At 68.0% G+C, this 26,789-nt stretch carries 20 protein-coding genes and 7 pseudogenes; 8 read left to right on the top strand and 19 right to left on the bottom strand.

What is annotated here, in order from left to right; genetic code table 11:
* Nucleotides 1-50: 50 nt before the first annotated feature.
* Nucleotides 51-644, top strand: a complete 594-nt coding sequence (locus tag OG978_RS41325; RefSeq protein WP_326763306.1) for a TetR/AcrR family transcriptional regulator — start codon at nt 51-53, stop codon at nt 642-644.
* Nucleotides 641-2,473 (top strand): alpha/beta fold hydrolase, encoded by a 1,833-nt coding sequence (locus OG978_RS41320; RefSeq protein WP_326763305.1) that lies wholly within the window; start codon nt 641-643, stop codon nt 2,471-2,473. Before OG978_RS41325 ends, OG978_RS41320 begins: the two co-directional genes overlap by 4 nt.
* A 351-nt stretch (nt 2,474-2,824) precedes the next feature.
* Here OG978_RS41320 and OG978_RS41315 read toward each other — a convergent pair whose 3' ends face one another.
* From OG978_RS41315 to OG978_RS41295, 6 genes and pseudogenes are all read right to left on the bottom strand, one after another.
* On the bottom strand, nt 2,825-3,073 hold the full coding sequence (locus OG978_RS41315; protein ID WP_326763304.1) for an alpha/beta fold hydrolase: 249 nt from the start codon (nt 3,071-3,073) through the stop codon (nt 2,825-2,827).
* Nucleotides 3,070-3,501, bottom strand: a complete 432-nt coding sequence (locus OG978_RS41310) for an alpha/beta fold hydrolase (protein WP_326769882.1) — start codon at nt 3,499-3,501, stop codon at nt 3,070-3,072. Before OG978_RS41310 ends, OG978_RS41315 begins: the two co-directional genes overlap by 4 nt.
* 138 nt (nt 3,502-3,639) lie before the next feature.
* Nucleotides 3,640-4,497, bottom strand: a pseudogene (locus tag OG978_RS41305) (IS256 family transposase); the annotation flags it as partial.
* Nucleotides 4,437-4,991, bottom strand: coding sequence for a substrate-binding domain-containing protein (locus OG978_RS48580; RefSeq protein WP_442817632.1), 555 nt, complete (start codon nt 4,989-4,991; stop codon nt 4,437-4,439). The pseudogene OG978_RS41305 and the gene OG978_RS48580, both read right to left, overlap by 61 nt.
* Nucleotide 4,992: 1 nt before the next feature.
* Entirely contained in the window at nt 4,993-6,057 is a 1,065-nt protein-coding gene (locus tag OG978_RS41300; protein ID WP_326763303.1) for a 2,3-butanediol dehydrogenase, read from the bottom strand.
* Between the two features lie 422 nt (nt 6,058-6,479).
* A complete protein-coding gene (locus OG978_RS41295; RefSeq protein ID WP_266816616.1) occupies nt 6,480-7,040 on the bottom strand; it encodes a GNAT family N-acetyltransferase in 561 nt (186 codons plus the stop codon).
* Between OG978_RS41295 and OG978_RS41290 the strand changes: the two genes are divergently transcribed.
* Entirely contained in the window at nt 7,033-7,482 is a 450-nt protein-coding gene (locus OG978_RS41290; protein ID WP_326763302.1) for a DUF6204 family protein, read from the top strand. The genes OG978_RS41295 and OG978_RS41290 overlap by 8 nt on opposite strands.
* A gap of 2 nt (nt 7,483-7,484) precedes the next feature.
* Entirely contained in the window at nt 7,485-8,372 is an 888-nt protein-coding gene (locus tag OG978_RS41285) for an alpha/beta fold hydrolase (protein WP_326763301.1), read from the top strand.
* Between the two features lie 336 nt (nt 8,373-8,708).
* Here OG978_RS41285 and OG978_RS41280 read toward each other — a convergent pair whose 3' ends face one another.
* Nucleotides 8,709-9,419 carry a hypothetical protein gene (locus OG978_RS41280; protein WP_326763300.1) on the bottom strand — a complete coding sequence of 237 codons (711 nt, stop codon included), beginning with the start codon at nt 9,417-9,419 and terminating at the stop codon, nt 8,709-8,711.
* 624 nt (nt 9,420-10,043) lie between these two features.
* Between OG978_RS41280 and OG978_RS41275 the strand changes: the two genes are divergently transcribed.
* Nucleotides 10,044-10,439, top strand: a complete 396-nt coding sequence (locus OG978_RS41275; protein WP_326763299.1) for a hypothetical protein — start codon at nt 10,044-10,046, stop codon at nt 10,437-10,439.
* 22 nt (nt 10,440-10,461) lie between these two features.
* Here the strand turns inward: OG978_RS41275 and OG978_RS41270 are convergent.
* The 4 genes and pseudogenes from OG978_RS41270 to OG978_RS41255 all read right to left on the bottom strand — a co-directional run.
* Nucleotides 10,462-10,851: pseudogene (locus OG978_RS41270) on the bottom strand (transposase); the annotation flags it as partial.
* 23 nt (nt 10,852-10,874) lie between these two features.
* Nucleotides 10,875-12,116: an IS110 family transposase gene (locus OG978_RS41265; RefSeq protein ID WP_326769881.1), complete on the bottom strand. Its 1,242-nt coding sequence runs from the start codon at nt 12,114-12,116 to the stop codon at nt 10,875-10,877.
* A 428-nt stretch (nt 12,117-12,544) separates the two neighbouring features.
* Nucleotides 12,545-13,359: pseudogene (locus tag OG978_RS41260) on the bottom strand (IS110 family transposase); the annotation flags it as partial.
* A gap of 437 nt (nt 13,360-13,796) precedes the next feature.
* A pseudogene (locus OG978_RS41255) lies at nt 13,797-14,220 on the bottom strand (ISAzo13-like element transposase-related protein); the annotation flags it as partial.
* Nucleotides 14,221-14,256: 36 nt separating this feature from the next.
* On the opposite strand from OG978_RS41255, the gene OG978_RS41250 reads away from it, so the two are divergent.
* Nucleotides 14,257-14,439 (top strand): hypothetical protein, encoded by a 183-nt coding sequence (locus OG978_RS41250; protein ID WP_442817631.1) that lies wholly within the window; start codon nt 14,257-14,259, stop codon nt 14,437-14,439.
* Nucleotides 14,440-14,884: 445 nt separating this feature from the next.
* On the opposite strand, the gene OG978_RS41245 is transcribed toward OG978_RS41250, so the two are convergent.
* From OG978_RS41245 to OG978_RS41225, 5 genes are all read right to left on the bottom strand, one after another.
* Nucleotides 14,885-16,162: a metallophosphoesterase gene (locus OG978_RS41245; RefSeq protein WP_326763298.1), complete on the bottom strand. Its 1,278-nt coding sequence runs from the start codon at nt 16,160-16,162 to the stop codon at nt 14,885-14,887.
* Nucleotides 16,163-16,368: 206 nt separating this feature from the next.
* Complete coding sequence (locus OG978_RS41240; protein WP_326763297.1) at nt 16,369-17,046, bottom strand: response regulator transcription factor; 678 nt, start codon at nt 17,044-17,046, stop codon at nt 16,369-16,371.
* Entirely contained in the window at nt 17,043-18,362 is a 1,320-nt protein-coding gene (locus tag OG978_RS41235; RefSeq protein ID WP_326763296.1) for a sensor histidine kinase, read from the bottom strand. Before OG978_RS41235 ends, OG978_RS41240 begins: the two co-directional genes overlap by 4 nt.
* A 198-nt stretch (nt 18,363-18,560) precedes the next feature.
* Nucleotides 18,561-20,795, bottom strand: coding sequence for an MMPL family transporter (locus OG978_RS41230; RefSeq protein ID WP_326763295.1), 2,235 nt, complete (start codon nt 20,793-20,795; stop codon nt 18,561-18,563).
* A gap of 173 nt (nt 20,796-20,968) precedes the next feature.
* Complete coding sequence (locus OG978_RS41225; RefSeq protein WP_326763294.1) at nt 20,969-21,835, bottom strand: SDR family NAD(P)-dependent oxidoreductase; 867 nt, start codon at nt 21,833-21,835, stop codon at nt 20,969-20,971.
* Between the two features lie 57 nt (nt 21,836-21,892).
* Between OG978_RS41225 and OG978_RS41220 the strand changes: the two genes are divergently transcribed.
* Together OG978_RS41220 and OG978_RS41215 are read left to right on the top strand one after the other, a co-directional pair.
* A complete protein-coding gene (locus OG978_RS41220; protein ID WP_326763293.1) occupies nt 21,893-22,357 on the top strand; it encodes a MarR family winged helix-turn-helix transcriptional regulator in 465 nt (154 codons plus the stop codon).
* Between the two features lie 74 nt (nt 22,358-22,431).
* Nucleotides 22,432-23,656 (top strand): annotated as a pseudogene (locus OG978_RS41215) (IS30 family transposase); the annotation flags it as partial.
* Nucleotides 23,657-23,722: 66 nt separating this feature from the next.
* Here the strand turns inward: OG978_RS41215 and OG978_RS41210 are convergent.
* The 3 genes and pseudogenes from OG978_RS41210 to OG978_RS41200 form a co-directional block, all read right to left on the bottom strand.
* Nucleotides 23,723-24,379, bottom strand: coding sequence for a class I SAM-dependent methyltransferase (locus OG978_RS41210; protein WP_326763292.1), 657 nt, complete (start codon nt 24,377-24,379; stop codon nt 23,723-23,725).
* Nucleotides 24,380-24,852: 473 nt separating this feature from the next.
* Nucleotides 24,853-26,203 (bottom strand): annotated as a pseudogene (locus OG978_RS41205) (IS630 family transposase).
* A 165-nt stretch (nt 26,204-26,368) separates the two neighbouring features.
* Nucleotides 26,369-26,774 (bottom strand): annotated as a pseudogene (locus OG978_RS41200) (type II toxin-antitoxin system PemK/MazF family toxin).
* Between the last annotated feature and the right edge of the window lie 15 nt (nt 26,775-26,789).

Genomic DNA, 26,789 nt, shown 5'->3' with positions numbered 1-26,789 from the left:
ACAAGCTTGAGACGCTTCACAAAATCTATAGACCGGTCTATTCTTGAGTCATGGATGGAACCAAGGGAGCCAGGACCAGCTCGCGGCTGGCGGAATCGATGCTGGAACTGATCCAGCGGCACGGCTATAGCGGCACGGGACTCAACACGGTGGTGGAGCACGCGGGTGCCCCGAAAGGGTCGCTCTACTTCCACTTCCCCCAGGGGAAGGAGGCCCTCGGAGAGAAGGCCGTCGAGCTGGCGGCCGCGCGATTTGGCTCTCTCGTCGCCGACTCGGCGCGAGGGTCGGCCACGCCGGGTGAGGTGGTACGCCGTGTGATCGACGAACTGGCCGGGATACTCAACGACAGCGGCTTCCAGCTGGGATGCCCGGTCTCGGTGGTGACACTGGAGATGGGTGCGCAGAGCGAACGTCTGCGAGACGCCTGCGCCCGTGCCTTCGAGTCATGGATCGCGCCGGTAAGTGACCTGCTCAGTGCGCACGGCCACCCTCGTCCCGTCGCCCGAGCCCTGGCGACAGCCGTGGTCAGCATGGTGGAAGGAGCGGTGATCGTCTCGCGTGCCCAGCGGTCCACCGAGCCGCTGCACTGCGCCGCCCAGGCGATCGCCGTGCTGCTGGAACAGAGCGCGGAGGCTTCGGCATGAGCCCGGAGGACCGGCATGCACTGGTGCTGGGTGCGAGCGGCTTCATCGGGCGCCACTTGGTACTCGCGCTCGGCCAGGCCGGCGTTCGAGTCAGCGCGGCCAGCCGGAGCCATGAGTCCTACCAGCGGCTGACTCGGTGGCTGGCCGGGCGCGGGTATGACCAGGTCCCGATCGACCTCCGGGTCGACTTCGCCAAGGCGTCACTGATGGACGGCGAGTGCGACGACATCACCGAGATCTACAACTGCGCCGGCGCCTACCGGTTCGGCATGTCGGTGGATGAGGCGCGTCGCGCCAACGTTGGCAGCGTCCGCGCGGTCGTCGCGTTCGGGGCGCGGCTGCCGAACCTGCGCCGCCTGGTTCAGGTCTCCGGATACCGCGTGGGCGGGCAGGACGCCGCCCCGTGGAGCGAGGAGTATCGACAGGAGACCTACCGGGCCCTGGGCGCCTACGAGGCGTCCAGGGCCGAGGCGGACGCCGTCTTCCAGGATCTGGCAGGGCAGTTGGGTGTCCCCTGGTCCATCGTCAACCCGGCCAGCGTAATCGGCGACAGCGCCACCGGGGAGTCCGACCAGTACCTCGGACTCGCCTCCAATGTGAAAGACCTCTGGCACGGCTCGCTTCCCGTGCTCCCGGGCAACGGGCACACGTTCGTCCCCGTGGTCGCGGTCGATTACCTCGCCCGTTTCATGACGCTGCTTCCGATGGACGAGGCCACCCACCGCACTGCGTACTGGACGCTGGACGACGGCACGCCCGCACTGCCCGACCTGCTCACGCTCATAGCGGAGCACTACGGGGTCAAGGCACCCAGGACACGGGTCCCGGTGTCCCTGCTCAAGCGGCTGCCCCAGTGGCTCACCAAGGCTGATCCGGAGACCGTGACGTTTTTGTCGACCGACCGCTACCCGACCGATTCGGCCCGTGCCTTCGCCGCCCGGCACGGGCTGGCCATGCCGGACACCGCCACGACGATCCGCCGCTGGGCCGACCACCTTGCAGCCCACCGCTTCGGCGACGCCCCCGCAGGTGACAGACGATTCACCAAGCTGGGCGGGATACGGACTTTCGAGCTCGGCAAGGCAGGCGCACCCACGGTGGTGCTGCCCGGTCTGCCGGTCAACGCCGACACCTGGGCGCCGGTCGTTACGGCGGTCGGGCACGCGCGCGCCGTCGACCTGCCGGGGTTGGGTATGAGCGCCGGACGCCGCGAGGACTGGCAGTCCTGGCTGACCGCGCTGGTCACCGAGACCGGTGCCCGTCACCTGGTGGGTCACTCCATCGGCGCCGCGGCCGCCGTCGACGCCGCGACCGCCCATCCCGATGCGGTGGATCAACTCACGCTGGTGTCACCGTTCTTCCTGCAGGGGCACCCGCCCCGCACCGCCAGGCGGCCGGCCCTGACCCGCTGGTACCTGAGGCGGACACCCCCCGAGGCGCTGGCCGAGCGGCTGACCGGCGCCACGGGCCACGCGGCCGCGCTCCGGTCGGCTGTCGCGGATCTTCGCCGCGGCACCGTTGGGGCCACCGCCGCCGGGCTTCTGGCCGCCACGGCGAACCCGCAGTGGCGTGCCGACCTCCAGGCCAAGCTGCAGCACTACCCAGGGCGTGTCCACATCGTCCTGGGATCCAACGATCCGCTCACCGCTGAGGGACAGTCGCTGCTGGACACCCTCCCGCACGCCACCGTGACAGTGGTTGCCGGCGCGGGGCACCATCCTCAGCTGACGCACTCAGAAGTCGTCGCTCAGGCCATCGGTTCGCAGACCGCCTTCCTGGGCTCGCACAGTGAACCCGGCGTCAGGGCGGCACGCGCACGACCGCGGTGACGAGGTGCTTGGCAGTCGAGGCAGTGCGACGAGCACGGCGGGTACGCCAACTGGTCCGCCTCCTAGGTGCGCGAAATGCTCCACGATCGCGGCGCGGTCGCGAGCGGCGCAGACACGCATCAGGTCGAGCGCCCGCCACGTTAGTCGTCCAAGGGTGGCGATGAGGTCGGCGAAGTCCTTCATCGTGTCTCCACGGTCAAATGGGCGACGGCCTCCGCCGGGGCTTGGGGGCGGGGCACTATGATCCCCAGGTCGAGGCGCTTGTCCATGTCGGAGTGATCGTCAAGGCCTGCGGATCGGTGGCTTTCTGCGGAGTCTGACTTTGGTGACGCTATGACCGGGCTGAGTTTCTCAGGCGAGGCCCTTGAAGAAGTCCGAGATCACGGTGTGCAGGGCTTCAGGCTGTTCCAGGTGCAGGTCGTGGCGGGTGCCGGGGATGCTCATGGCCATGGTGGCGGGTCGCTGCCGGAGCATTTCGTCGGCTTCCTGCGCGGGGATGAAGCTGGTTTGGGCCAGGACGACCAGGGTGGGGCATGCGACCTGACCCCACTCGTGATGGAAGGAACGCTGGGCGTTCTCCGCCAGCGAGCGGACCATCACGTCCCGGTCGAAGCGAGGCCACCATCCGCCCTCGCGTTCCTCCAGCCCGGCCGCCCAGCCTGCGCCGACTGGTCCGCCGCCGAGGAACGCGGCTGCCGCTTCGCGTGAGGGGAACGGTGTCGGCCATGAGTCGAGCCATCCGCCGATGTCCGCGGGGCCGTTCGGGTTTGCCCCGCAGGGCCGGCCTCGACGAGCACGAGCGCGCGGACGAGCCCGGTATGTGCGGCGGCGGTGAGCATGGCGGTGTGCCCGCCCAGCGATTGGCCGACCAGGACGGGCCGCGGCAGCGCCAGCTGATCGACAACGGCGATGACGTCGGCGACGTAGGCGGCGCGGGAGACGTCCCGCGGGTGACGCTCGCTGGCGCCGTGCCCGCGCTGGTCGACCGCGACGACCCGATACCCGGAGCTCAAGCGTTGTGCCAGCACGTCCCATTCACCCGTGTGACCGGCCAAGCCGTGCAGCAGCACGATGGGCTGTCCCGGCCCGCCCCAGTCCCGGCAGGTAAGCCGGACGCCGTCTCGCACCACTACGTGTTCAGACCATGCCACGTCGGCCCCCAGGTAATCGGCTGGCGTCGGCCGTTCGACGAGCCGGCCGCGTTCGAAGCGGGCGCCTGCCCGGACGAGGGCGACGAGGTAGGGCGCATTCACCGCCCGCCACCGCTGCCGGGCGGACTCGACCAGCTTGAAGACCATCGCCAGGGCGGCGGTGCGGGAGCCGGTCCCGCGGGTGACCTTGGTCCGCAGCCGGACCGTGGCGAACGTGGACTCGATCGGATTCGTGGTCCGCAGATGCATCCAGTGCTCGGCCGGGAACGCGTAAAACGTCAGCAGCTCGGCCTGGTCGTCGGTGATCTTCATGACGGCCTTGGGGAACTTCGCCCCGTAGAGCTGCACGAACGTTTTGATCGCCGCCTCAGCGTGCTGCATGTCCTCCGCGCTGTAGATGTCCTGGATGGCCTTCTTCGCGCCCGGCTGCGCGGACTTCGGTAGGGAGTCGAGCACGTTTGCGGTTTTGTGAACCCAGCACCTCTGCTCGCGGTGGTGGGGAAACACCTCGGCCAGCGCCTTCCAGAAGCCCAGGGCACCGTCCCCGACCGCTAGCACCGGGGCGCGCATGCCCCAGCGGGCGCAGTCCCGCATCAGGTCGGCCCACGACTCACCGGACTCGCGGTAACCATCCTTGAGCGCGACCAGCTGCTTGGAACCGTCGGCGCGGACCCCGATGAGCACCAGGACGCAGGCTTTGGCCTCCTTCAGGCGGACGTTGAGGTGGATGCCGTCGGCCCACATGTACACATAGTCGACCTCGGACAGATCACGGTCCATGAACGCGGCGTGATCGGCCTGCCACTGCTGGGTCAGCCGGGTGACCGTCGCCGGAGAGAGCCCGGCGGAGGAGCCGAGGAACTGCTGGCGGGCACGAAGTCGCCGGAGGACATGGTCAGGCGTCCGTCCCGCTTGAAGCGGTGCCCGGTGCGCAGGGCGGTGCACTTGGTGGGGTCCCGGCACCGGCGGCGGGAGGGACGGTGCCGGAGATGTCGGGGACACCCGCGAAGCGGCAACGGATCTCCCGCCAGGCGGTCTCCGTCGGTCTTCAGGATCTGGCCCGGGTGGCTGGCTGCTGCGGAACGATCGCGGGGTAGCCCGCAAGGCTGGGGGCGCAGGTTGATTGTAGTGATGGGCGGGGAACACAGGGGCAGCCCAGGGGAGTCTACGCAGGCCGCGAGGAGAATGTCCTGGCCGATGGCGCGGCCCATCATCTGAAGGGCGTGCTGGGCGATTTGGGCGGTGCCATCGGGGCCACAGATGAGTGCGTCGGTGCCGGGACGGTCCATCGGGGACCATTTTGCAACCAAATGAGGATGAGGAAGGAGAGACGAGCCCCGGTAACCCGCGGCCGGGTCCGTCGGCATGTCAGGAGTGGGGGTCTACGAGGATCTTGACGGCCGTCTCATTGTGGTGGATTAGGGTCTCGAAGCCTTCGGTGACGAGGTCGTCCAGGCCGATGGTCTTGGTGATGAACGGCGCCAGGTCGATGCGCCCCTCCTGCACGAGCTTGATGGTTTGCGGGTGGGAGTTGACGTAGGCGATCGTGCCGCGCAGGTCGACCTCCTTGAGGACGAGCTTCTGCATGTCGAGCGACGCGGGCTTGCCCCAGATTGAGATGACGGTGATGACGCCGCCCGGCTTAACGGCGTCCAGCAGTGTGTCGAGGACGACGTTGACGGACGTGGCCTCGAATGCGACGTCCGCGCCCTTGCCGCCGGTGAGACGCCGGACCTCCTCGGCAACGTCGCTGGCGGCGGGATCGATGACGTGGTCGGCGACCTTGGTGTCCAGCGCCTTCTGCCGGCGCAGCGGGCTGAGTTCGGTGACCGCGACCTCGACGCCCATCGCCTTGAGCACCGCGCAGGTGAGCAGCCCGATGGGGCCGGCGCCGCCGACGAGGGCGAAGTCGCCCGCCTTCGCGCCCGAGCGCTGGAACGCGTGGTACCCAACCGACAGCGGCTCGATGAGGGCCGCCTGGTCCAGCGGGACGTCTCCGACCGGGTGGACCCACCGGCGCTCGACGACGACTTTCTCCGCGAGCCCGCCGCCGCGCCCGCCCAGCCCGATGAAGTTCATATCGGGCGAGATGTGATAAGTCGGGTTATTTTCGCTGGTGTCGACGTCGGGGCGCAGGATGTAGGGCTCGACGACGACGCGGTCGCCCGGCTTCAGGCCTTCGACGCCATCACCCACCGCGTACACGACGCCGGACATCTCGTGGCCAAGCGTCACGGGGGCGGACTCACCCGAGACCGGGTGCGGGTGGCCGGCCGGCGGGACGAAGATCGGTCCGTCGAGGTACTCGTGTAGGTCGGTGCCGCAAATCCCGCAGTATGCGACGTCGATGCCCACCGTGCCCGGTCGGACAGTGGGCTCCGGGATGTCCTCGATGCGGATGTCACCGCGGTCGAAGTAGCGTGCAGCCTTCACTTTGAGCCGGCTCCTTCGTCTATTTTCTGCTCACACCTCGTGTCGGGTCTGCCGTGGAGTGAGGTGTGTGCCTCGCGCGGCGCATTTACATTATCAATGCACAATACGGTTCGATACGGTCGGGCACGCGCGGCGGCCATGGCGGCCCCCGAGAAGCGCACCGGCTGCACCCGCTGCTGAGCCGATGCTCGGCCTGGCCGACCACCCCGCCGGCGACCTCCCGGTCATCTCAGGCACGGTCATCCGGCTGCAAGTCGGCCACCTGCCCATCCGTTCGTCGGCGACTTGGAACTCGACCAGGAAGCCATGAGTCTCCCGGACGAGACGGGCGGCCGAGTAATTGTCAAGAGTTGTGGATCGCCTGAGGGCAAGGCTGCCTGTTCGGAGCGGAACCGCTGGACTTCCAGCTGAGCGGCTGACTTCTATGAACGTTGCTCCCACTTGGTTCGGGTGAGTTCGTACTCGACTTCTCCGTGCTCGGAGCCTTCGATCGCCTCCGGCCAGTCGCCGGTGAAGTTGCGGAGAAAGGACAGGCCCGCCTTCTCCATCACACGTCGGGATCCCGCGTTGACCGTCATGGTGTTCGCGGTCACCCGACCCACCCCGAGTTCCATGAATCCCTTGCGGATCAGGGCCCGTGATCCCTCGGTGGCGTAGCCGCTGCCCCAGGCGGCCTTGTTCAGCCGGTAGCCGAGCTCCACCAAAGCGGGGCTGTGTTCGTCCAGGGGGCGGAATTCGAACCAGCCCAGGAAGGCCCCGGTGTCCTTCTCCTGCGCGGCCCAGTAGCCGCGGGTCCCGAAGCACGGGTACTCGTGGAGGAGCCTGGGCAAGGTCTGTGCCTGGATCATCTCGCGGCTCGTTGGCCGGCCGCCGTTGATGAAGCGCATGACGTCGGGATCGTTGTCCAGCGCGAACAGATGGTCGACGTCGGCCTCGGTGAACGCGCGCAGCACGAGCCGATCGGTCTCCAGAAAGATGTTCATGCCGCGATCTTCACCACCGGCAGTAGAGCCCGCCACCGGATATTCGCAGCAGGCCGGCGAAGGGATGGTTGCTCATGCCGCTAGAGCTCAGGTGACAGGCCGGTTCGATGAGCTCGAACAGCTGCTCCGCACACGCCTGCTCGACAAGCAGCACGAACATGACCTGCAGTTCGCGGCCTTCACCGAGGACGGAACCTTCACGTACACACCGACCCTGACCAGATTCACATTCCGCTGTCGCATCGAAGCCGACGCGGACACCGCTGTCGAGGCCGACGACCTCGCCGCAGTGGAGGCCGAAGTCATGGCAATCGACTATCTGACATCCGAGAAGATCCCGTTCAAGCACCTGAGAACCACCACGACCTGCTTGGACGACGTAAAGATCAAACGCCCCCATCCGCAAGGGCGCCGCGACCAACACCACGTTCACGAGGACTGACCATGCCCATCGCCGACGTCCCTTCCGGGGCTTCCATCGCCTACGACACCTTCGGCGAGGCTGCCGATCCGCCCGTCCTGCTGGTCATGGGCTTCGGAGCCCAGATGATCTCCTGGCACGAGGATTTCTGTCACATGCTCGCCGCGCGAGGGCGCTACGTGATCCGCTACGACAACCGCGACAGCGGCCTGTCCACCAAGTTCGACGCCCATCCGGTCGACATGACGCGGTTCATCGAGACAGTGAGCGCCGGCGAAATCCCCGCTGCTCAAGCGATGATCCCCTACACGCTGCAGGACATGGCCGACGACGGCCTGGGCCTGCTCACCGCCATGGGGATCACTCGCGCCCACATTTTCGGCTCGTCGATGGGCGGGATGATCGCTCAGACCATGGCGATCACCCACCCTGAGCGGTGCCTCACCCTGACCTCGATGATGTCCTCCACCGGCGAGTCCGAATACGGACAACCCAGTCCCGCAGCCCAGCAGGCGCTGTTCAGCCCCAAGCCCGCAGACCGTGCCGGATACATCAACGCATCCGAGAAAGAAGCCATCTGGGCGTCCCGGCGTTACACCGATATCGACGGCATCCGAGAACTCGCCGCCCGTAGCTACGACCGCGCGTACTACCCAGCGGGCACAGGCCGTCAGCTCGGAGCGATGATCCTCGGAGGATCGCGCGCCGAAGCACTTACCTCCCTCACCGTCCCGACCCTCGTGATCCACGGCCTCGACGACACCCTCATCGACCCGAGAGGAGGGAAGCGAACAGCCGAACTCGTGCCCGGCGCGGAACTGATCCTGCTCGCCGACATGGGCCACGACCGACCACGAGAACTCTGGCCCGCAATCATCGACGCCGTGGGTGCTCACACGACACGCACATGAGCAAGACATGCTCAGCGAAGCAGCACGCCGCGAGACCGGAGATAGTGCGCTCGGTCTGTAGTGCCCAACGACTGCCGACGTAGGGCGACGCCTTCCGCTGCTCGGTCCCTGGTCCTCACCCGGCCCGCATCCGCCTCCTCTACGGCAACGCCAGGAACCGGGTGGCGATCGGGGTGAGTACGACACGAGAAGGTTCTTCGTCTGCTGGTGGTACAGACTCGATACGTCGTTGACCAGCGGAAACGAAGGGTTCTAAGGCCTGGGAAGCGGTGTTGGCCCGCGTATGGTCAGGATCTTGTGAGAGGGCGTCGATGGGTGCAGAACACTAGCTTCGGATCATTTGCAGCTTGCCGAGCTCGGCTGAGGGCGCGTCTGGACCGTTCCAGCCAACCCAGCGAGTTCCACTGATGTCGGCGACGAGCGCGGAGTCAACGTTCCAGAAGCTGTGGCTGGGTTCTTCGAAGACGTACCAGCCGTCCAGCCAGAGCGGGATCGACTGGTCGGGGTCGCCGGCTCGCTGGTGGTGGCGAGGTTGCGGCATCCGAAGACCGTTTCTTGGAGCACGAAGCTCGTGAGGAACTGTTCGAGAGATGGTGTCAGCGGCATGTACTCGCCTTCCGAGTCGTCGTCCCACATCCAGTGGGCGTTGCTCAGCACGACGGGTGCCGCTGGACCGGCGGCTGTAACACGACATGTCCAGCTGTCCTGGTTCTCGCTGAGGAACTCGACCGTTCCGTCGTGAAGGCTCAGGGCCTCGGCGCGTACGAGCACATCTTGTTGTTGGAAGATCCCGGGCGAGTCCGGCAAGTGCTCCTCCGGATTCGGGCCGGGCCAGCGTCCGGCATGGCGATACAGGCATCGGAGCGGTACTGGGAGGAAGTCGGGTAGTTCCGTCTCGGTCAGGCCGTAGCTCGGTTGACGTGCTCCGTGCCACGCAGTGATGAAGTCCTCAAGCCACTCGACCGAACCATCCGATGCTCGCATGACACCACGATAGACAAATCCGAACGAGGGCGTGAGACGCGTGAACGGGGCGACGATGGTCACGCGAGCGCAGGCAGTCTCACAGCCAGGTGGTGATCGCTGCTGAGACCGTTTCCTGCATGGTCAGTTTGAGGAGCCGTTTGTAGCAGCAGAGGGCGGCGGCAAGTCCGAGACAGGACAGGTAGTTGCCTGGTTTGCGCTCGTAGCGGTGGTTGAGGCGGTGGTATCCGGTCAGCCAGGAGGTTGGGTCGGCCGCGCGGTGAGGTGCTCGCCGTGGGCGAGTCCTGTTCCGCGCGGCCTCCCGCCGAACCGGACATGACGGTTTCCCGGTCATCCGGCTCTCCAGTGACTACGGTGAATGTTCTGGCTGGCTGTTCCGAATGAATGCGGTTGTGGCAGACGGCGCAGGCCACGACCGGGACGAGGGCGGGCCGGCCCGAATGTCCGCGCGCCTGGAACCTGTCCTTGCGACTCGTGTCGGTGAGGCCTTGAGTGGCGCGGTCGTGGTGGGGGAGAGGACGGCAGGCGGCGAGCCGTATAAGCGGGTGGAGACGGATAAGCGGGTGGAGACGGACCTGGTCGTGGATGTGCTGGCCGGGTCCGGCCGGCACGGCACCCTCACCGTGGTCCGGATGCGGTGAAGGCGGGGGGGTGCCCCTATGTAGTTCGTCAAGGCGGCGGGTTAGCTTGCTGGTGATGCCGGCTGGAGAGGGGGATTCGGTGGGGGTGCCAGGCGGAGAGTCGAAGGCACGCGCTGCTGAAGAGTGGCGGGACGTCTATGACCTGCTGGAAGCCGTTCGGCAGCGGCCGAACGCATGGGTGCGTAACAGCTCGTTGCAGGAACTGGCGGTGATGATGTTCGGCTACCACCTCGCTCTTCAGGTCCACGATGCCGATGAGGAGTTCGCGTTTCATCGTGGAAGTGGAGGGTTTGCCTCTTGGCTCAGCAGGACCCGTGGTTGGTCGATGGCAACTGGATGGGACGCTGCGATTGTGGAGAACCTTCCTGGTGAACCTCCGCTTGACGCCTTCTTCCGGCTCGTGGACGAGTACCGAGACGTCGCAGATCAGCCCGTCTCGTGAGCTCTCGCAGCATGGTGTTCGGTCAAGCTGATCGGGTGGGTTGGGGCTCGTAGAAGGTGCTGTCGCGGAGCATCGCGAAGAGGACATCGGCTCGTCGTCTCGCGAGGCAGAGGAGGGCCTGAGTGTGGTGCTTGCCCTGGGCGATCTTCTTGTCGTAGTAGGCCCGGGAGGTCGGGTCGCCCAGGGCTGCGAACGCGGAGAGGAAGAAGGCCCGTTTGAGCTGTTTGTTCCCTCTCCGGGACGGTTGTTCGCCTCGGATCGAGGAGCCCGAGTTGCGGGTTGCCGGGGCGAGTCCTGCGTAGGCGGCGAGGTGGGCGGCGGAGGGGAAGCTGCTGCCGTCGCCGACCTCGATGAGGATCCTGGCTCCGGTCCTGATCCCGACTCCGGGCATCGAGGTCAGGACCGGGGAAAGAGACATCCGATGCAGTTGATCTGTCAAGCGGCGATGGTGAGTTGTGGGGTTGACGGTGCGGGGAACGCGGCGAGCTCGTCATAGCGGGTTCGCTTGGTAAGGCAGTGGTGGAGGCAGCCGAGCATGCGGTTGAAGAGGTTGCGCTGAGCGGCGGTGTGACGGTCTCCATCGGCTCGCCGCCGGTCGTAGTGGGCCCGGGCTCCGGGTGAAGCGGTCAGGCTGGCGAAGGCCCAGACATAGCCGACCGAGGCCAGACGCTGGTTCTTGACCCGTCGGGCCATGACCGCGAGGCTCCTGCCGGACGCCCGGGTGACCGGTGCGGCTCCGGCGAAGGCCTTGAGCCCTCTAGCGTCGGTGAAGCGGGATCGGTCGTCACCGATCTCGGCGAGCACCCGGGCGCCGGTGAGAGCCCCGAGCCCTGGAAAGCTGGTGATGACCTCGGCGTCCGGGTGCGTGTCAAAAGACTCCACCGTCGCTTCGGCGAGGTCGTCGACACTGGTGCAGGCGGCATCAAGTTGTCTGAGCAGGGCGATGGCCTGGCGGCCCATGGCCTGCTCGACCTGCGGAGGCTGGCGCATCTGCGGGATGCGCAGTGCGTCTCGGAGCCGTTCGGCTTCCGCCTCGATGCCGCGTTGGCGGCCGGCCCTTTTCAGGAGCGAGCGCAGCTGGACGCGGGTGAGCCTGGCCGCCTGTTCGGGTGTGGGGGCCGCGGCCAGGAGGACGCGGGCGACGTTGCTGCTGATTCCTTCGCGGTTGTGCTGGAAGGTCGCGAGGAAGCCGGGGAAGCATTCGCGCAGGTGGGAGCGGAGTTTGTTGCCCGCTTGGGTGCGGTCCCAGACCGCGTCCTGCTGAGCGCGGGCCAGGACGGCTATAGCGCGGGCGAGTTCGCTGTCGTCGGGCAGCGGCCGGTGGGCGGCCTTGTCCGTGCGCAAGATGTTCGCGAGCACCATGGCGTCGAGGTGGTCGGACTTCTTGCGGGTGACCGTATGCCGGTCGCGGTAGCGTGCGGCGGCCATCGGGTTGATCGCGTAGACGGGCCGGCCGGTGGCTCGCAGGCAGGCCACAAGGAGGCCGCGGGAGGTCTTGATCGCGACAGGAATCAGGGTGTTCGCGCTGTCGCCGTGAGCGGTGAGGAGACTGAGGAGCTGGTGCAGGCCCTCGAGGTCGTCGTTGATTCGGGCCCTGGATAACAAGGTGCCCTCGTGGTCGATCAGAGCGACATCGTGGTGGTCGCTGGCCCAGTCGATTCCGCAGGTGACGGTCATCGTGGCGTGTTCGTCCTCTCGGTCTGGGGTGTCCTGCTGGTCGCAGCCGTGCGGGGGCACGCGTCTCCCTAATGGAAGGGCTCGATGGCCCTGCATCCGATTAGCCGTTCGTGACCCCAGCGACTCACAGGGCCCTCGGTCTGCTCCAGAGCTCGGCGGCTCCAGGCGTGGTGAGAGGTGACCCCTGTGGGCGGCTCGGACCACAAACTTCAACGATCCGATCATCGGACTGGATGCGGTGGGGTACGGACTCGTGACGCTGGACGGCACCGGAGGCCGACTCTTGACCAAGGGATCCAAGTCCCTGGGGGTGTGCGCGGCTTCTCCGGCACCGACCACCGTCACGAGGGTGATGCGGGGCCCGCAGTCTCTTTCAAGGCGTCGACGGGCCGGGGTGGGCCTGGCGGTGCCCCGCATCACTGCCCATTAGGGTGGGCCTCCAGCAGTTCCTCGATGCGCCCGGCCAGGAGCTTGCGCTGGTCAAGGACGGCGGCGAGCGAGCCGGCCAGGCTCGGGACGATCAGCGCGGCCGCTTCGGTGCCGGGAACCACCACGGTCTGCTCGTCCAGCGCGGTGAATATGTCCTCGACCAGCCGCTCGGCCATCCGCGGCGCCTTCGGCCGCAGCAGCGTGACCAGCCGCCGACGGCCTGCCTTGCGGATCTGGGCCGGTGACCCGAACCGCTCCAGCAGGGCCAGGACAGCCGGGTGTTGCAACCGTGGGCCCAGAACCCGTTCCAGGGACGGGTGGATCTGGGTGAGCAGGCCGTGGAGCCGGTTCGCGACCCGGGTGGCCTCACCGGTCAGGTCGTCGTCGAAGCCGACGATCATCTCCAGCTCGGCGATCGTCTCGTCTTCGAGGTCGACCGAGCGCAGAGTGTGAGGCATCGCGCGGGCGGCGTCGGCGATGATGAACGCGTCCCTCGCGTCTGTCTTGGCCTCGCCGGGATAGAGGTCGGCGATCCGCCGCATCGTCAGACCGGGCAGGTAGGCGACGGGGCAGCCCATGTCCCGGGCCACCGCCAGCGGCAGGGCTCCGATCGAGGCCGGCTGCCCACGACCAGCACCGTTCCGTGCTTGGCCTGGAGTTTCGCGAACAGCTCGCGGAGCTTGGGCTCGGTGTTGGGCAGGCGCTTGTCGAACGCCTTCTTCCCTGCCGGGGTGACGGCGGTGGCGTGGTGTTCGCCTTTGCCGACGTCCAGGCCGAGATAGACGTCGATGTCGCCGGTGTCGATCACGTGCATCCTCCGGTCGTGCTTCTGCCCGGCCTCGTCCACGGCACCGATCGCCACATCCACATTACGAAGAGCCTCCCGACCTGCGAAGAGTCGGTGGTCATGCCCCTAATCAGCGGTCAGTCAGTGCCTCCGGGCTCGGTGACACCACCCCCCGGATCATGGTTAACAAGGGGGGAAGTCATGCCGAGCCCGGAGGCCGGGAGCCCCGTTGCGGAGCCACCAAAAAGGTAAATGGGGGGGAGCCGATCACGGTCCTGTCGCTGGAGCCCGAACCGTACGCGGGTACCGGCATCACTCCACTGAACCCCACCTGACCCCGTGCCGGGGCGAGGCGCCGCGGTGGGTGCCGGTTCAGTCCAGGCGGTCGTAGGTGCCTGGCTCCCAGTCGGCGAACAGCGTCAGCGCCTCCGCCGCCGCGGTACGTTCCGGCGCCGTGGAGGTGGCCGGCCCACCGTGGGCGCCGAGACGGGATGCCCCTGCCCGGCGAGCTCCTCGGCCAGGTGCCGCAGCGACTTGGTCGTCCAGCGCAGCGGCGACATGGGATCACCCCGCTCGTCCGGCTCGACCAGCGCCAGCAGAGCCGGAACGAGCCGCGGGTCCAGCTCCTCGGCACTCTTGTGCCCCGTCACCACAGCGGCGAACCCTCCACCCGGGCAGCGGATCCTCGCCGCCCTCCAGCTCGAAGACCCCCTTTCGCACCGTCGTTTCGCTCACGCCCGCAGTGCGCGCGACGGCCCGGACCCCGCCGTGGCCCAGCAGCCGGGCCTCGGTGGCCAGCGCCAGCCGCTGCTGCCGCTCATCCAGATGCGGAAACAACACCCCGAACCTCAGGGCGAGTTGATCACGAACCTCACTCGGTATGCGCATACCAGACCAACGCGCCAGAGCCCCCAAAGCAACGCGTTGATTCTTTACAATCCCCTGGGCGGGGCCCAGCGGTTCCTGTCCGCGTTCAGCGGCATCTCACCCCACTTCCGGCCACGCCGGCACCGGAGGACCGCCCCCGACCACCGCACCGAGATGACCACCCGCTTCGTGATCTGGGACCAGATCACCGGCGCCACCGCCCCGCCCACCGCAGCGTGACCCAGGCCCCCGCCCAACCCCCACACGCCCTCAACCGATCAACAACCCACCAACGTGACAACGCCCTGTGAACACCTGATGCGCGAGAACCGTCCGACTGAGCATGATCGCCACATCCGGATCATGCCACCCACCAGCAAGAACACATCACCCGCTATCACGCACCAGCTCGTTACGCTGAGGTTCCCCCGCTGCGCGGGAGTGGCTGACTAGCTGGTCAGGGCGGCCGCCAGGTAGAGGCCGCCATGCAGGCACTCCGCAACGTCAACCAGCGGCTGATGGTCGAGAACAGCCAGCTGATCGCCGCAGATGCTCCGGAACCACCCGCAGGGTAGCCCGTGTACTCAGAAGCCACGGCGCCCCGGCGGGGTGAGCGGCACGGTTACCGAAGCCGGGCCGGAACAGCTGGGCTGTGCTGGTCCTGATCGCCGACGCCACGCGTGCGTTATTGCCTGCGCAGTTCGATGACTGTGATGTCGGGTGGTGCTCCGACTCTGATGGGTGGCAGGGATGCTCCGACTCCGCGGGAGACGTAGAGCTGTGTGTGGTCGATGGTAGCCAGTCCCGCTGTGAGGGGTTGGGTCAGTGGCACGAGCAGGTTGCCGGGGAAGAAGGCTCCGCCGTGTGTGTGCCCGGACAGTTGGAGATCGACTTTGTGTCGGGCGGCTTCGTGCACCTGCACAGGTTGGTGGGCGAGCAGGACGACGGGGTGGGAGGCGTCGCGGTCGCCGAGGGCCCTGTCGTAGTCGGGTGTGTCGCGGTTCTGCTCGCCTGTGATGTCGGTGACGCCTGCGAGGTCGATGGCTCCGCCCCGATGTTTGATGAGTGTTCGGGTGTTGCGCAGGGTGGTAACGCGGAAGTCGGCGAGTGTGGCGATCCAGGCGTCGACATCGTGGCGGTAGTCGTGGTTGCCCGTGACGAAGAAGGTGCCGTGGGTCGAGGACAGCCGGGTGAGCGGCGCGGCGTGAGCGGCCAGGTCGCCGGCGGTGCCGTCGGAGAGATCGCCCACGATGGCGACGATGTCGGGCGACGTGTTGTTGATCATCCGGACCATGCGTGCGGTGTGGGCGCGGCCGAAGAATGGCCCTAGGTGGAGGTCGCTGGCCATGGTGATGCGCATGCCGTCGAGGGAGGGGTGCAGTCGGCGCAGGGCCACGGGCACGACTTTCACATCGGGTGCTCCCAGGCCGCGGTGAAAGCCGTAGCCGGTGGTGGCCATGGCGGTACTGGTGGCGAGCAGCGCGACCGAGCGGGCCAGCACGAGACGGCGGTCCACCATCCGCGGTGGGTCCTGGGCCGGTCGGGGATTCGGGGCGCCCATGATCGGAGCCGCGACGGACTGGCTCTGCTGCACGACCGGCGCCCGAGGGGCCTGCGCGGGAATCGCGGGGCCGGTTCCGGTTCGACGCCGCAGTGCACGCGCCGTGAGGCGTGCAGGGATCTCCAGGGCGACGAGCGTCATCAGCAGGTAGGCGGCCAGGGCGACCCACACGAAGGCCGGCCAGGCCAGCCATGCGATGCGTGTGGGGTTCGCGTACTGAGCGGCGAGGACACCGGTGGGGACCAGGACCGTGAGGGCGACCGCCGTGGCCCCGCCCGCGCTGCGCAGCCGGGCGGACGATGTGACGTCCTTGACGAGCCTCAGGTAGAGGTAGCGGTGTGCGGCGGCCGAGGCGACGATGCTCACGGCGGCGACGGTGGCTTCCTGCGCGAGGGTGCTCACGCCGCTGCCTCAGCCGGTGGGAACGGACTGGAGACGGATCGCCCGTCGTGGGTGCTGGGGCCGAGGTGTCGGTGCATGGCGGCGGGGTGCTCCGGGAGAGTTGTCGAACGGTCAGGGTCGGCTGGTCCGGGGGGCGGGGCGCCCGGCCGGAGGGACGGCCGCGTCGGACGGCGGCATCTGGGGTCCATCTGTCTGCTCGCGCGGATTCACTGCGGGCGGGCCAGGCCCACGTCGTAGGCGAAGATGACGGCCTGTACGCGGTCGCGGACGTCGATCTTTGCCAGGATGCGGCTGACGTGGGATTTGACCGTCGACTCGGCCAGGTGGAGGTGGGCGGCTATCTCGGTGTTGGACCATCCCGTGGCAACGGCGGCGAGAACTTCGCGTTCGCGTTCGGTCAGGGCGGCCAGTTGTCGTCGCTGTCCGGGGCTGAGCACAAGAGCGCCGGACGTCCGTTGTGGGTGAGAGGTAGTGAAGGCGTCGATGAGTCTGCGTGTCAGGCTCGGGGAGATGACGCTGTCGCCGGCCGCCACGGCCCGGATGCCGACGACGAGTTCCTCGGGGCGTGCGTCCTTGAGGAAGAAGCCGGCCGCGCCGGCCCGCAGGGCCTCGTAGGCGTACTCGTCGAGGTCGAAGGTGGTCAGGACCAAAACCCGCGAACGGCCGCCGGACTCGACGATGCGGCGGGTGGCCTCGATGCCGTTGACGCCGGGCATCCGGACGTCCATCAGGACGACGTCGGGACGCAGTTCCGCGGTCAGGCGGACGGCCTCCTGGCCCTGGGAGGCTTCGCCGACGACCGAGATGTCCGGCTGTGCTTCGAGGAGCATGCGAAAGCCCAGTCGTTGCAGGGTCTGGTCGTCGACGATGAGGACGGTGGTCATATGCGGTGCTTCTCCTGGGCGGCGCTGGGCAGGGTGCGGGATGTGCTCAGGACGGTGTGGACGCGCCAGCCGCCAGCGAGGGTCGGGCCTGCGCTGATGCGCCCCTGGTAGAGGGCGGCGCGGTGGCGCATGCCGACCAGTCCTTGCCCGCTGTGCCTGGCGTGCCGTTCGCTGTCCGCCGCACGGGTCGGGCCCGTGTCCTCCACCGTGACGTGCACCGATTCCTCATCTCTGTACAGGTCGACGGACACGGTGGTGTCGGCCGCGGCATGTTTGAGGGTGTTGGTGAGGGCTTCCTGCACGATGCGGTAGACGGTGAGCTGAAGGCCGGGACTGAGCGGTGTCAGGTCCCCGTTGGTGTGCAGGTCGGCGGTGGGGCCGGCGGCGCGGACGCGGTGGAGCAGCGTGGGCAGGTCCTGAAGGGTCGGCTGCGGGGCGAGCGGGGTGGTGTCCCGTGGTGTCGCGGGGTTGTCGACCACGATGAGCAGGCGGCGTAGTTCCGCGAGGGCCTCGCGGCCGCTGTCACCGATGAGGTCGAGGGTGTCGGCGGATTTCTCCGAGCGGGACCTGGCCAGAGCGGCAGCTCCGTCGGCCAGCCCGATGATCACGGCGAGGGTGTGGCCGAGGATGTCGTGCATCTCGTGGGAGACGCGGGTGCGCTCCGCGGCTGCGGCCAGGCGGGTCTGTTGGTCCCGCTCGGTCTCCAGGGCCACAATGTAGGCTTTCGCCAGGCGTCCGGTGAGGGCCAGTGCGGCGCAGGCGGTCACGGCGAGCATGGCCAGCAGTGTGACGATTTCTGGGCGCTTGGCGTGTTGCAGATGGCCGCTTCCCCAGAATGCCGCGATCCAGAGAACGAGCTGGGCGGCGGTGACCGTGCAGGCGAGGACCAGCTGGCGGTGGCTACCGTAGCGGCCGACGTTGTAGAGCGCGACGATCCGGGCCGCGTCGGCGCCGTTGAGGACGTTCAGCGGCAGCGCGAGGACGGAGGCGGCTGTGGTGATCGCGAACACCAGGCCGGGCCGTCGTTCCCGCCACAGCAGCGGAACCGTGTAGGCGAGGGTGAGGACGATCTCGCTTGGCAGGTGGGCGCGGTTGGCCGGGTTGAGCAGAGCGGGCAGTGCGAGGACGGCGCAGAAGACGGGCACGGCCCACAGCCGCAGACGGGGGTGGTCGCGGTCGAGTATCCGCCAGGCGGCCAGCCCGCTGATGATCGACACCGTGACGCGGTGGTCGGGGTCGCTGGTCAGTGACCGCGGAAGCCGGGAAGCATGGGGCGAGGTGCCGTGTACAGGTTCTCGGGTGGTCGGCTCGCTCATGGCAGGTGGGGGCCTTTTCGCTGTCCGGGAGGGCCGCCCGCCGCTCCATGGGGAGCGTGAACCGGCGGGCGGGGGCAAAAGGGGCCCGGACAGCCGATGTGCGGTGCACGGTGTGCTGTCCGGGCCCCGGGGGGCCGTCTGCCGCCCCTCGGGGGGGTGGGGGCCGGCAGGCGGGGTCGGGGTGTGCCGGGGCTGTGCCTATCCGATGGGCGCGGGCGCCGTCGGCTCCTGGTCGTTCTGCGCGGGGAAGCGGGTCTGGCGGTCGCGTTCGGCCAGTACCCGGCGGAGCTTCTCGCCCTCCACGTCGACGTTGGGCAGGAGGCGGTCGAGCCAGCGGGGAAGTGCCCAGGCCCGTGCGCCGAGCAGGGTCATCACCGCGGGGACGAGGGTCATGCGGATGACGAAGGCGTCGAAGAGGACCGCGGTGGCAAGGCCCATGCCGATGGATTTCACCAGGGCGATGTCGTCGAGGAGGAACCCGGCGAACACCGAGATCATGATGATGGCGGCGGCGGTGACCACGCGGGCGCCGTGGCGGAACCCGGTGACGATCGCTTCGGTGGGGCCGGCGCCGTGGACATAGGCCTCGCGCATCCCGGAGACGAGGAACACCTCGTAGTCCATGGCCAGGCCGAAGACCACGCCGATCAGCAGGATAGGCAGCAGGCTGACGATGGGTGCGGTCTCGTCGACGCCGAAGACGTCCTTGAGCCAGCCCCACTGGAACACGGCGACCAGCACGCCGAGGGTGGCGACGACGCTGAGCAGGAAGCCGGCCGCGGCCTTGATCGGGATCAGGACCGAGCGGAACACGAGGAGCAGCAGGACCAGCGCGAGGCCGACGACGATGGCCAGGTAGGGCACCATCGCCTCGCCGAGCTTGGCGGAGACATCGATGTTGAGCGCGGTCGTGCCTGTCACCATCACCTGCGTGCCGCTGTCCTTCTCCACCGCGTCGCTGCCCTCGCGGATGTCGCCGACCAGGTCGACGGTCTCCTGGCTGGTGGGCGGACTGCTCGGCACCGCAGTGATCAGGGCGACGTCACCGGCCTCGTTGAAGACCGGGGGCCGTACGGTGGCGACGTCGTCGAGACCCTCCAGCATGGCGGAGGTGTCCATGGCCGCGGTCTTGGCGTCGTCGCTGTCGCGAGCGTCGACGACGATGGTCAGCGGGCCGCTGAAGCCCGGCCCGAAACCCTTGCTGAGCGTGTCGTAGGCCACGCGCTGGGTGCTGCCGGGAGCGGCCATGCTGTCGTCGGGCAGGGTCAGCCGCAGCGACAGTGCCGGAATGGCCAGCACACCCAGGCCGATAACCGACGCCAGCAGCATCTTCCAGGGGTGGCGGGTGACGAAGCGACCCCAGCGAACGCCCATCGTGACGCGTCGGCCGTGCTGCTCGGCACGCACGCGGCGTGTGGTGAGGCGGCCGTGGGCCACGCGGGTACCGGTGAAGCCCAGCGTGGCCGGCAGGAGGGTGAGCGCGACCAGCACGGCGACGGTGATGGCGAAGGCCGCGGCCAGGCCCATGGTGGTGAGCATCGCGATGCCGATGACACTCAGACCGGCGAGCGCGATGACGACGGTCAGACCGGCGAAGACCACCGCCGAGCCCGCGGTGCCCAGGGCACGCCCGGCGGCTTCCTCGGGCGTGTGCCCCTCACGCAGCTCTGTGCGGTAGCGGGAGACGATGAACAGGGCGTAGTCGATGGCCACCGCCAGACCCAGCATGAGCGCCAGGGTCTGCGCGTTGGAGGCCATGTCGACGAACGACGAGGCGACGGTGATGGCACACAGGGCGATGCCGACGCCGACGATCGCAGACACCAGGGGCAGTCCGGCCGCGACCAGTGAACCGAAGGTGATGACCAGGACGAATGCGGCGACCAGCAGGCCGATCAGTTCGGCCGCGTTGCTCTGCTCCTCCTCCAGCACCGCGTTGCCGCCGAGGCTGATCTTCAGGCTTGCCTTCTCGCCCTTGTCCGCCACCTCGTGCAGGGCGTCCGACGCGGCGGGAGTGATGTCGGCCTGCGGGACGGCGTAGGTCACCTGGGCGTAGGCGATGCTGCCCGAGGAGCTGACCAGGCCGGCGGTGAAGGGGTCGGCGACGTTCGCCACCTGCGGTGCCTTGCGCAGGTCGGCGACCAGGGACTCCACCTCCTGCTTGTGCGCGGCGGACGTCAGCTTCTGCCCGTCCGGAGCCTCGATGACCACACGGGCCGTGGCGCCGCCGGCCGAAGCCTGCGGGAACTCCTTCTCCAGCAGGTCGATGGCCTGCTGCGACTGGGTTCCGGGAAGCGTGAAGTCGTCCGTCGTACTGCCCGACACGCTGCTGACGCCGATGACCGCGGCGACGAGCACCGCGATCCACGCCAGCAGCACCAGCCTGCGCCGCCGGAAGGCGAGCCGGCCGAGCCGGTAGAGAAAGGTGGCCACGAAAGTTACTCCCACCAAGAGGGAAAACGGATGTGTGAGGGCGAGCCCGACAGGCTCCGCCCATGAACGTAGAAGTCGCGTGCGGCTGAAATGAGCTACGCGAGGACGAATCTGCGGCCGGGACGGTACCCCCGTACCGGGCGGTGTCCTCCTCGAGGCGGACGTCCCGGGTCTCAGCCAGCCGGGCGGGCGGCAAGAAGCGCCACCGTCGCGTCCCACAGCTCCCGCTGCACGCGCGGCTCCCGGCCGGGCTCGGGGCACTGCAAGGGACGGGCGTCACGGACGGAGAAGTAGCCCCCGGTGGTGCCCGCGAGCGCCGGGTCGGTGGCGAGTCGCACGATGATGCCAGCGCCCTTGCGGGGATCGCCGATCCTCAGGGTGTTCAGCACCCGCTGCAGGACGGCGGAGCCGGGCAGGTCCCGGCCCAGGCCGGTGGCGTTGAAGCCGGGGTCGCAGCAGTTCACGGTCACCTTGTCCGCATCCAGGCGGCGGGCGAGTTCCTGCGTCCACATGATGGTCATCAACTTGGTGCGCCCGTACAGGGACATCGACTCCCGCCGGGTGTAGGGCTCGGTGCGCCGCAGATCCTCGGCCGGGGCGATCGTTTTCGCCTGCTGGGCTGCTTCGGAGGCGACGTTGACGATCCGGACCGGCGCCGAGGCGCCGAGCTTCGCCGTCAGCGCCTCGGTCAGGACGAACGGGCCGAGGTAGTTCACCGCCGTCATCTCCGCGAGGCCCTCGGTGGTGATGCGCTGCGCGAAGGCGTGCAGGCCGGCGTTGTTCACCAGGACGTCCAGGCGCGGATAGCGCGCGGCGATCTCCTCGCCCGCGCGGCGGGCGTCGGAGAGCACGCCGAGGTCGGCATGGAAGACATCGACGGGCTCGGCGGTCACCGCCCTCAGGTCGGCGACGAGGGCTTGTGCCTTGCTGCGGGAGCGGGCCACGGTGCCGATGTGGTAGCCCCGGCGGGCCAGCTCGAAGGCAGCGATGCGGCCCAGCCCGGAGGTGGCTCCCGTGATCACAGCGACGGGACGATCCATCCCACAACCCCTTTCGTGAGGTACCTCATGATTATGTTGTGCGAGGATACCCGAACCATGGAGCAGCACGAATCAACAACGGCAGGCAGCGCCCCGGAGCAGGTGGGACTGTCCTTCCTCACCCTCGCGTACAGCCTGCGCGAACAGGTCGACCAGCACATGCTGGCGACCGCAGGCCTGTCCCTGTCCCGCACCAAGGTCCTTCAGGCACTGGTCAGCAGCGGCGCGCTCCACCAAGCACAGCTGGCCGCCTCCCTCGGCCAAGCACCGCGCTCCGTCACCCAGATCGTGGAGGGCCTGGAGCGCCTCGGCATGGTCGCCCGAACCGGCGACCCCGAGGACCGCCGCCGCAAGACCGTCTCCATCACCGACATCGGCCGCACGGCACTAAGGGCCGCGGAAGAAGCAGGCACGCACGTGCTTCGCCAGCGCTTCGGCCGCCTCGAACCACAACAGCTGGCCACACTCGACACACTGCTCGCGCACCTGGACATCGCCCTCACTGGCGGCAAGACCGGCTGACAGGCACGAAAGAGCCCCCGCCCCAGTGGCCTCCGTTCTAGCCGTCGTCGCAACACCCCAGCTCAGGGGATGCGATGGGGTTCGAAGCTCGGAAGGACCGCAGGCCGCAGGGGCGCAAGAGGCTCCATGCTGAGCGGGAGGAATACTTCCGGCTCGTGCAACAGGGCTACAGCAGTGCAGATGCGGCCAAGCGTGTAGGTGTCCATGTGCGGACCGCTCGTGGGTGGCGTAACGGCCGCCTGCTCAATAGCGGCAGGGTCGAGCCGCCCGTTCGTTCACAGCGGGCGGCCGTCCCCGTTTCGTCCGGCCGCTACCTCGGTGCAGATGAGCGCATCCACATCGCTGACCGGCTGCGGGAGAAGGTGTCCATCCGCACGATTGCCGCCGAGCTGGGCCGCAGCCCGTCGATCATCGCCGAGAAATACGCCGCAACGGCGCGCTCGGCGCGGCACCGAGTGGACCTACCGGCCTGACGTCGCCCAGGCCCGTGCCGATGCCCGCCGACCTCGCCCCAAGGCCGGGAAGATCGGCCGGTGTCCGCGGCTGCGTGACTACATTCAAGAGCGTCTGGAACGGCGCTGGAGCCCGGAGCAGATAGCCCACCAGCTCCGCCGGGACTTGCCCGTCCACCCGGAGATGCGCGTGACGCACGAGACGATCTACCAGGCCCTCTACATCCAAGGCCGTGGAGAACTCCACCGCGAACTCACCAAGGCCCTGCGGAGCGGGCGGGCCCGCCGGCGCCCCCACCGCCAGGCAAACAAGCGGCAGCCCCGGTTCACCGCCCCCATGGTGATGATTAGCGACCGGCCCGCTGAAGCGGCTGATCGCGCCATACCCGGCCACTGGGAAGGCGACTGCATCGTCGGCGCCGACCACCGCTCCGCCATCGGCACACTCGTCGAGCGCACGACCCGCTTCACCATGCTGGTGCACCTGCCCAACGGGCATCGGGCAGAGCACTTCCACCAGGCGCTCACCGCCACCATCAGCCAGCTTCCGCCCCATCTGCGACGGTCACTGACCTGGGACCAGGGCAACGAGATGGCAGGTCATGAGCTCTTCTCCGCCGCCGCGAACATGCCGGTCTACTTCTGCAACCCGGGCAGTCCCTGGCAGCGCGGCTCGAACGAGAATACGAACGGCCTTCTCCGGCAGTACTTTGCCAAGGGAACCGACCTGTCCCGGCACACCCGCGAGCACCTGGACGCGGTGGCTGCCGAACTCAACAGCCGCCCACGCAAAACGCTCGGCTGGGAAACTCCAGCCGAGCGCCTGCAAAGTCTGCTGAGTACGGGACTCCTGACGGCACAGGGGGCCCTCCGCGCGGCGCCTTTGGCCCCAGGCCAAGCCGAGGCCGACCTCCTAGTGGCGGTGCCAGACCAGCGTGTAGCGCCAAAACAGTCGTCGGTGCAGCCGTGCACCGGGTAGCGCCTGGTGGGCGTCGCGAACGATGTCTGCAAAGGTCGTAGTTGCCGGTCGGGTCGGGGCGGTCATTGAGGCTGGTCGCGGCGCCTTGCGGCCCTTGTTCTTGATCCAGGCCATGGCCACGTTCGCCGGAATGGCCACGGCGTCGATCAGGTAATCGCTCCGAGACTGCGGGCGATACACGCCGACGACGACCAGCGTTCCGCCAGGCGCCAGCTCCTGACGGAAGCAGGTGAGGGCGTCGCTGAACGGCATGTGGTGGATGGTGGCGACACATGTGATGACGTTGTAGGGACCAGGCGGCACATCCTTCAAGGCGTCTCCGACAGTGAAGGTCACCGGGGCGGCGGGTTTTGTGAGTTCCCGCGCGCGATCGACGATCGTGGGATCGACGTCGATACCGTGCACCGCTCCGGCCCGTGAGGCCAGGAGTCTGGCGAGGTCACCGCTCCCTGATCCGACGTCCAAAGCCCTGTTGAAACGGCTGGCCAGCTGGCGCAGGATCCACCGGTGGTAATGGGCGTTGTGGTCCCAGGGATGGGCGGCATGGAACTGCTCAAGTGCTCGAAGGACGCGGGGCAGCAAAGTCGTCATGGCGTGAGTCCATCAGCCCCTCGGCCGCCTGCGAAACCACAACCGAGATAAATGTGAGCTGGCCGGGGCGCCCGGCCTGGAACGACCGACAGCCGCTCGGCCGGGTAGCCCGGCGGAGCGGCTGTCTAGACTGCTCGCCATCACACAACGGCGATCACGTGTTGCGACGATCCTTGGAATCCGACGCCATCGCCCTGCCGGAGTCAGGGCCGCCGACGGAACAGGCTGCGGATTCTGCCTTCGTCCCCTCGTCGTGCTCGTACGTCACGTCCTGGTCCCGCCTGCGGCGAGCCCGAAACCCCGGCGGGGCAGGCCAGCCACCCTCACCCGCCGGCCCGCCCCCACGGGGTCTCGTTGGCGACGCCGCCACCAGGCCCTGTCACAGACCAGCCACTACCAGCGACAACCCACTCAAGCATGAAGATCGCGATCTACAGCAGGAGTGCTAGTGTGATGCGCCAGAAAAGGTGATCTTAAGTCTGCCGCTGGTTTTCGGTGCTGGGTGGGCTGATTTTGGTGAGGTAGTCGGCGAGGGACTTGAGGATCTCGTCGGCGGTCTTGGTCCAGGTGAACGGCTTCGGGTTCTCGTTCCAGGTGTCGATCCAGGCGGTGATGTCCTTCTCCAGGGCTGTCACGGAAGTGTGGACGCCGCGGCGGATGAGTTTGTCGGTCAGCAGGCCGAACCACCGCTCGACCTGGTTCATCCAGGAAGAGCCGGTCGGGGTGAAGTGGACGTGGAAGCGGGGGTGTTTTCCCAGCCACGTCTTGATCTCGGCGGTGTTGTGGGTGGCGTAATTTGTCACAGACCAGATGGACGTCGAGTCCGCTGGGCACGGCCTTGTCGATCCGGATCAGGAACTTCTTGAACTCGATGGCGCGGTGGCGGCGGTGCAGTTCCGATATGACGGTGCCGTCGGCGATGTTGAAGGCGGCGAACAGGCTGGTGATCCCGTGCCGGTAGTAGTCGTGGGTGCGGCGTTCGGGCATGCCCGGCATCATCGGCAGTACCGGCTGCGAGCGGTCCAGTGCCTGGATCTGGCTCTTTTCATCGACGCAGAGAACCACCGCCTTCTCCGGCGGCTGGTGGTAGAGGCCGACGACGTCGACGACCTTGGCGACGAACTGCGGGTCGGTGGACAGTCTGAAGGAGTCCTGCAGGTGGGGCTTGAGGTCGAACTTCTTCCAGATCCGCCCGACGGTCGATTTCGACAGCCCGCTGTGCTTCGCCATCGAGGCACGCGACCAGTGCGTGTCCTTGCCCGGGACGGACTCCAGAGTCGCCACGAGTACGTCCTCGACCTGGTCGAGCAGGACCGAGGGCGGCCTGCCGGGGCGGGGCTCGTCCGTCAGTCCGTCCAGACGCAGGGTGATGAACCTGGAGCGCCAGCGGTTCACCGTCGCGTGGGCGATGCCGAGTTCGGCCGCGACCTCCTTGTTCGTCCCGCCCTCCGCACACCGCAGCACGATCTTCGCGCGCAGTGCCAGGAACTGCGCGGTCTTCGCCCGCCGCGCCCAGCGCGTCAGCTCCGCACGCTCGGCTTCGCTGAGCACCAGGTCCGGCTTGCGCCGGCCCGGCCGCGGCTCATCCACCAAGCCCGCCAGCCGCCGGGCCACGAACCGCGAACGCCACTTGCGCACCGTCTCCACGGACACCCCACAGTCCGCCGCCACAGCGGTATTTGACGCCCCGTCCGCACAGGCCAGGATGATCCGCGCCCGCTCGGCCACACGGGCCGGCACCCCGCCACCCGCCCAGCGCAGCAACTCCGCACGCTCCTCAGCGGACAGCACGACTTCGACAGCACGAGGGCCTCGATGCGACATAAAAACAGCCTACAGACTTAAGACCGCCTTTTCTGGCGCATCACACTAGTACTCCAGCCGTAGTTCGTGATCTCGATCGTGAGGGGCGCCGAGGAGGCAGCCGGCAGCGTCGATCATCTGGATGAGACCGACCACGCCGTCGCGGGCGTTCGTTTCCTTCTCCGCCTACCCGAGTCCACCGAGACGGAGGGCGTTCCTTATCTCGCTGAGCTTCGCGGTCGTCGCCGGGGTCCACTCCTTCGCCTGCTCACCGAGACGGAGGGCGTTCTCAATCTCGCTGAGTTTCGCGGAGGACAGGGCGCCCGCCCGCTCGATCAGGTCGTCCCGGGACACGGTGGTCAGCCACGTGCAAGGGGTAAAGCCCCGGACGCGGGAACGCGAACCGAAGCACGCCTTCAAAGGGCAGTCCTTCCACGGCGCCTACTGCCACTTCGACGCCCAGATCGGTGATGTCGACACCCGCCCGAGCGACGACCTGCATCACCCGGATCCCGGACGCGTCGTCTCCCGACAGCAGCACGACCGGCCGCCGCTCGTCGAACTCCACCCACCAGACTTCGCCACGTTGCACATGTCCTCCTGACAC

The organism is Streptomyces sp. NBC_01591, assembly GCF_035918155.1.
In the GTDB taxonomy this organism is placed as follows: domain Bacteria; phylum Actinomycetota; class Actinomycetes; order Streptomycetales; family Streptomycetaceae; genus Streptomyces.
This window is presented reverse-complemented; position numbering and strand designations above follow the sequence as displayed.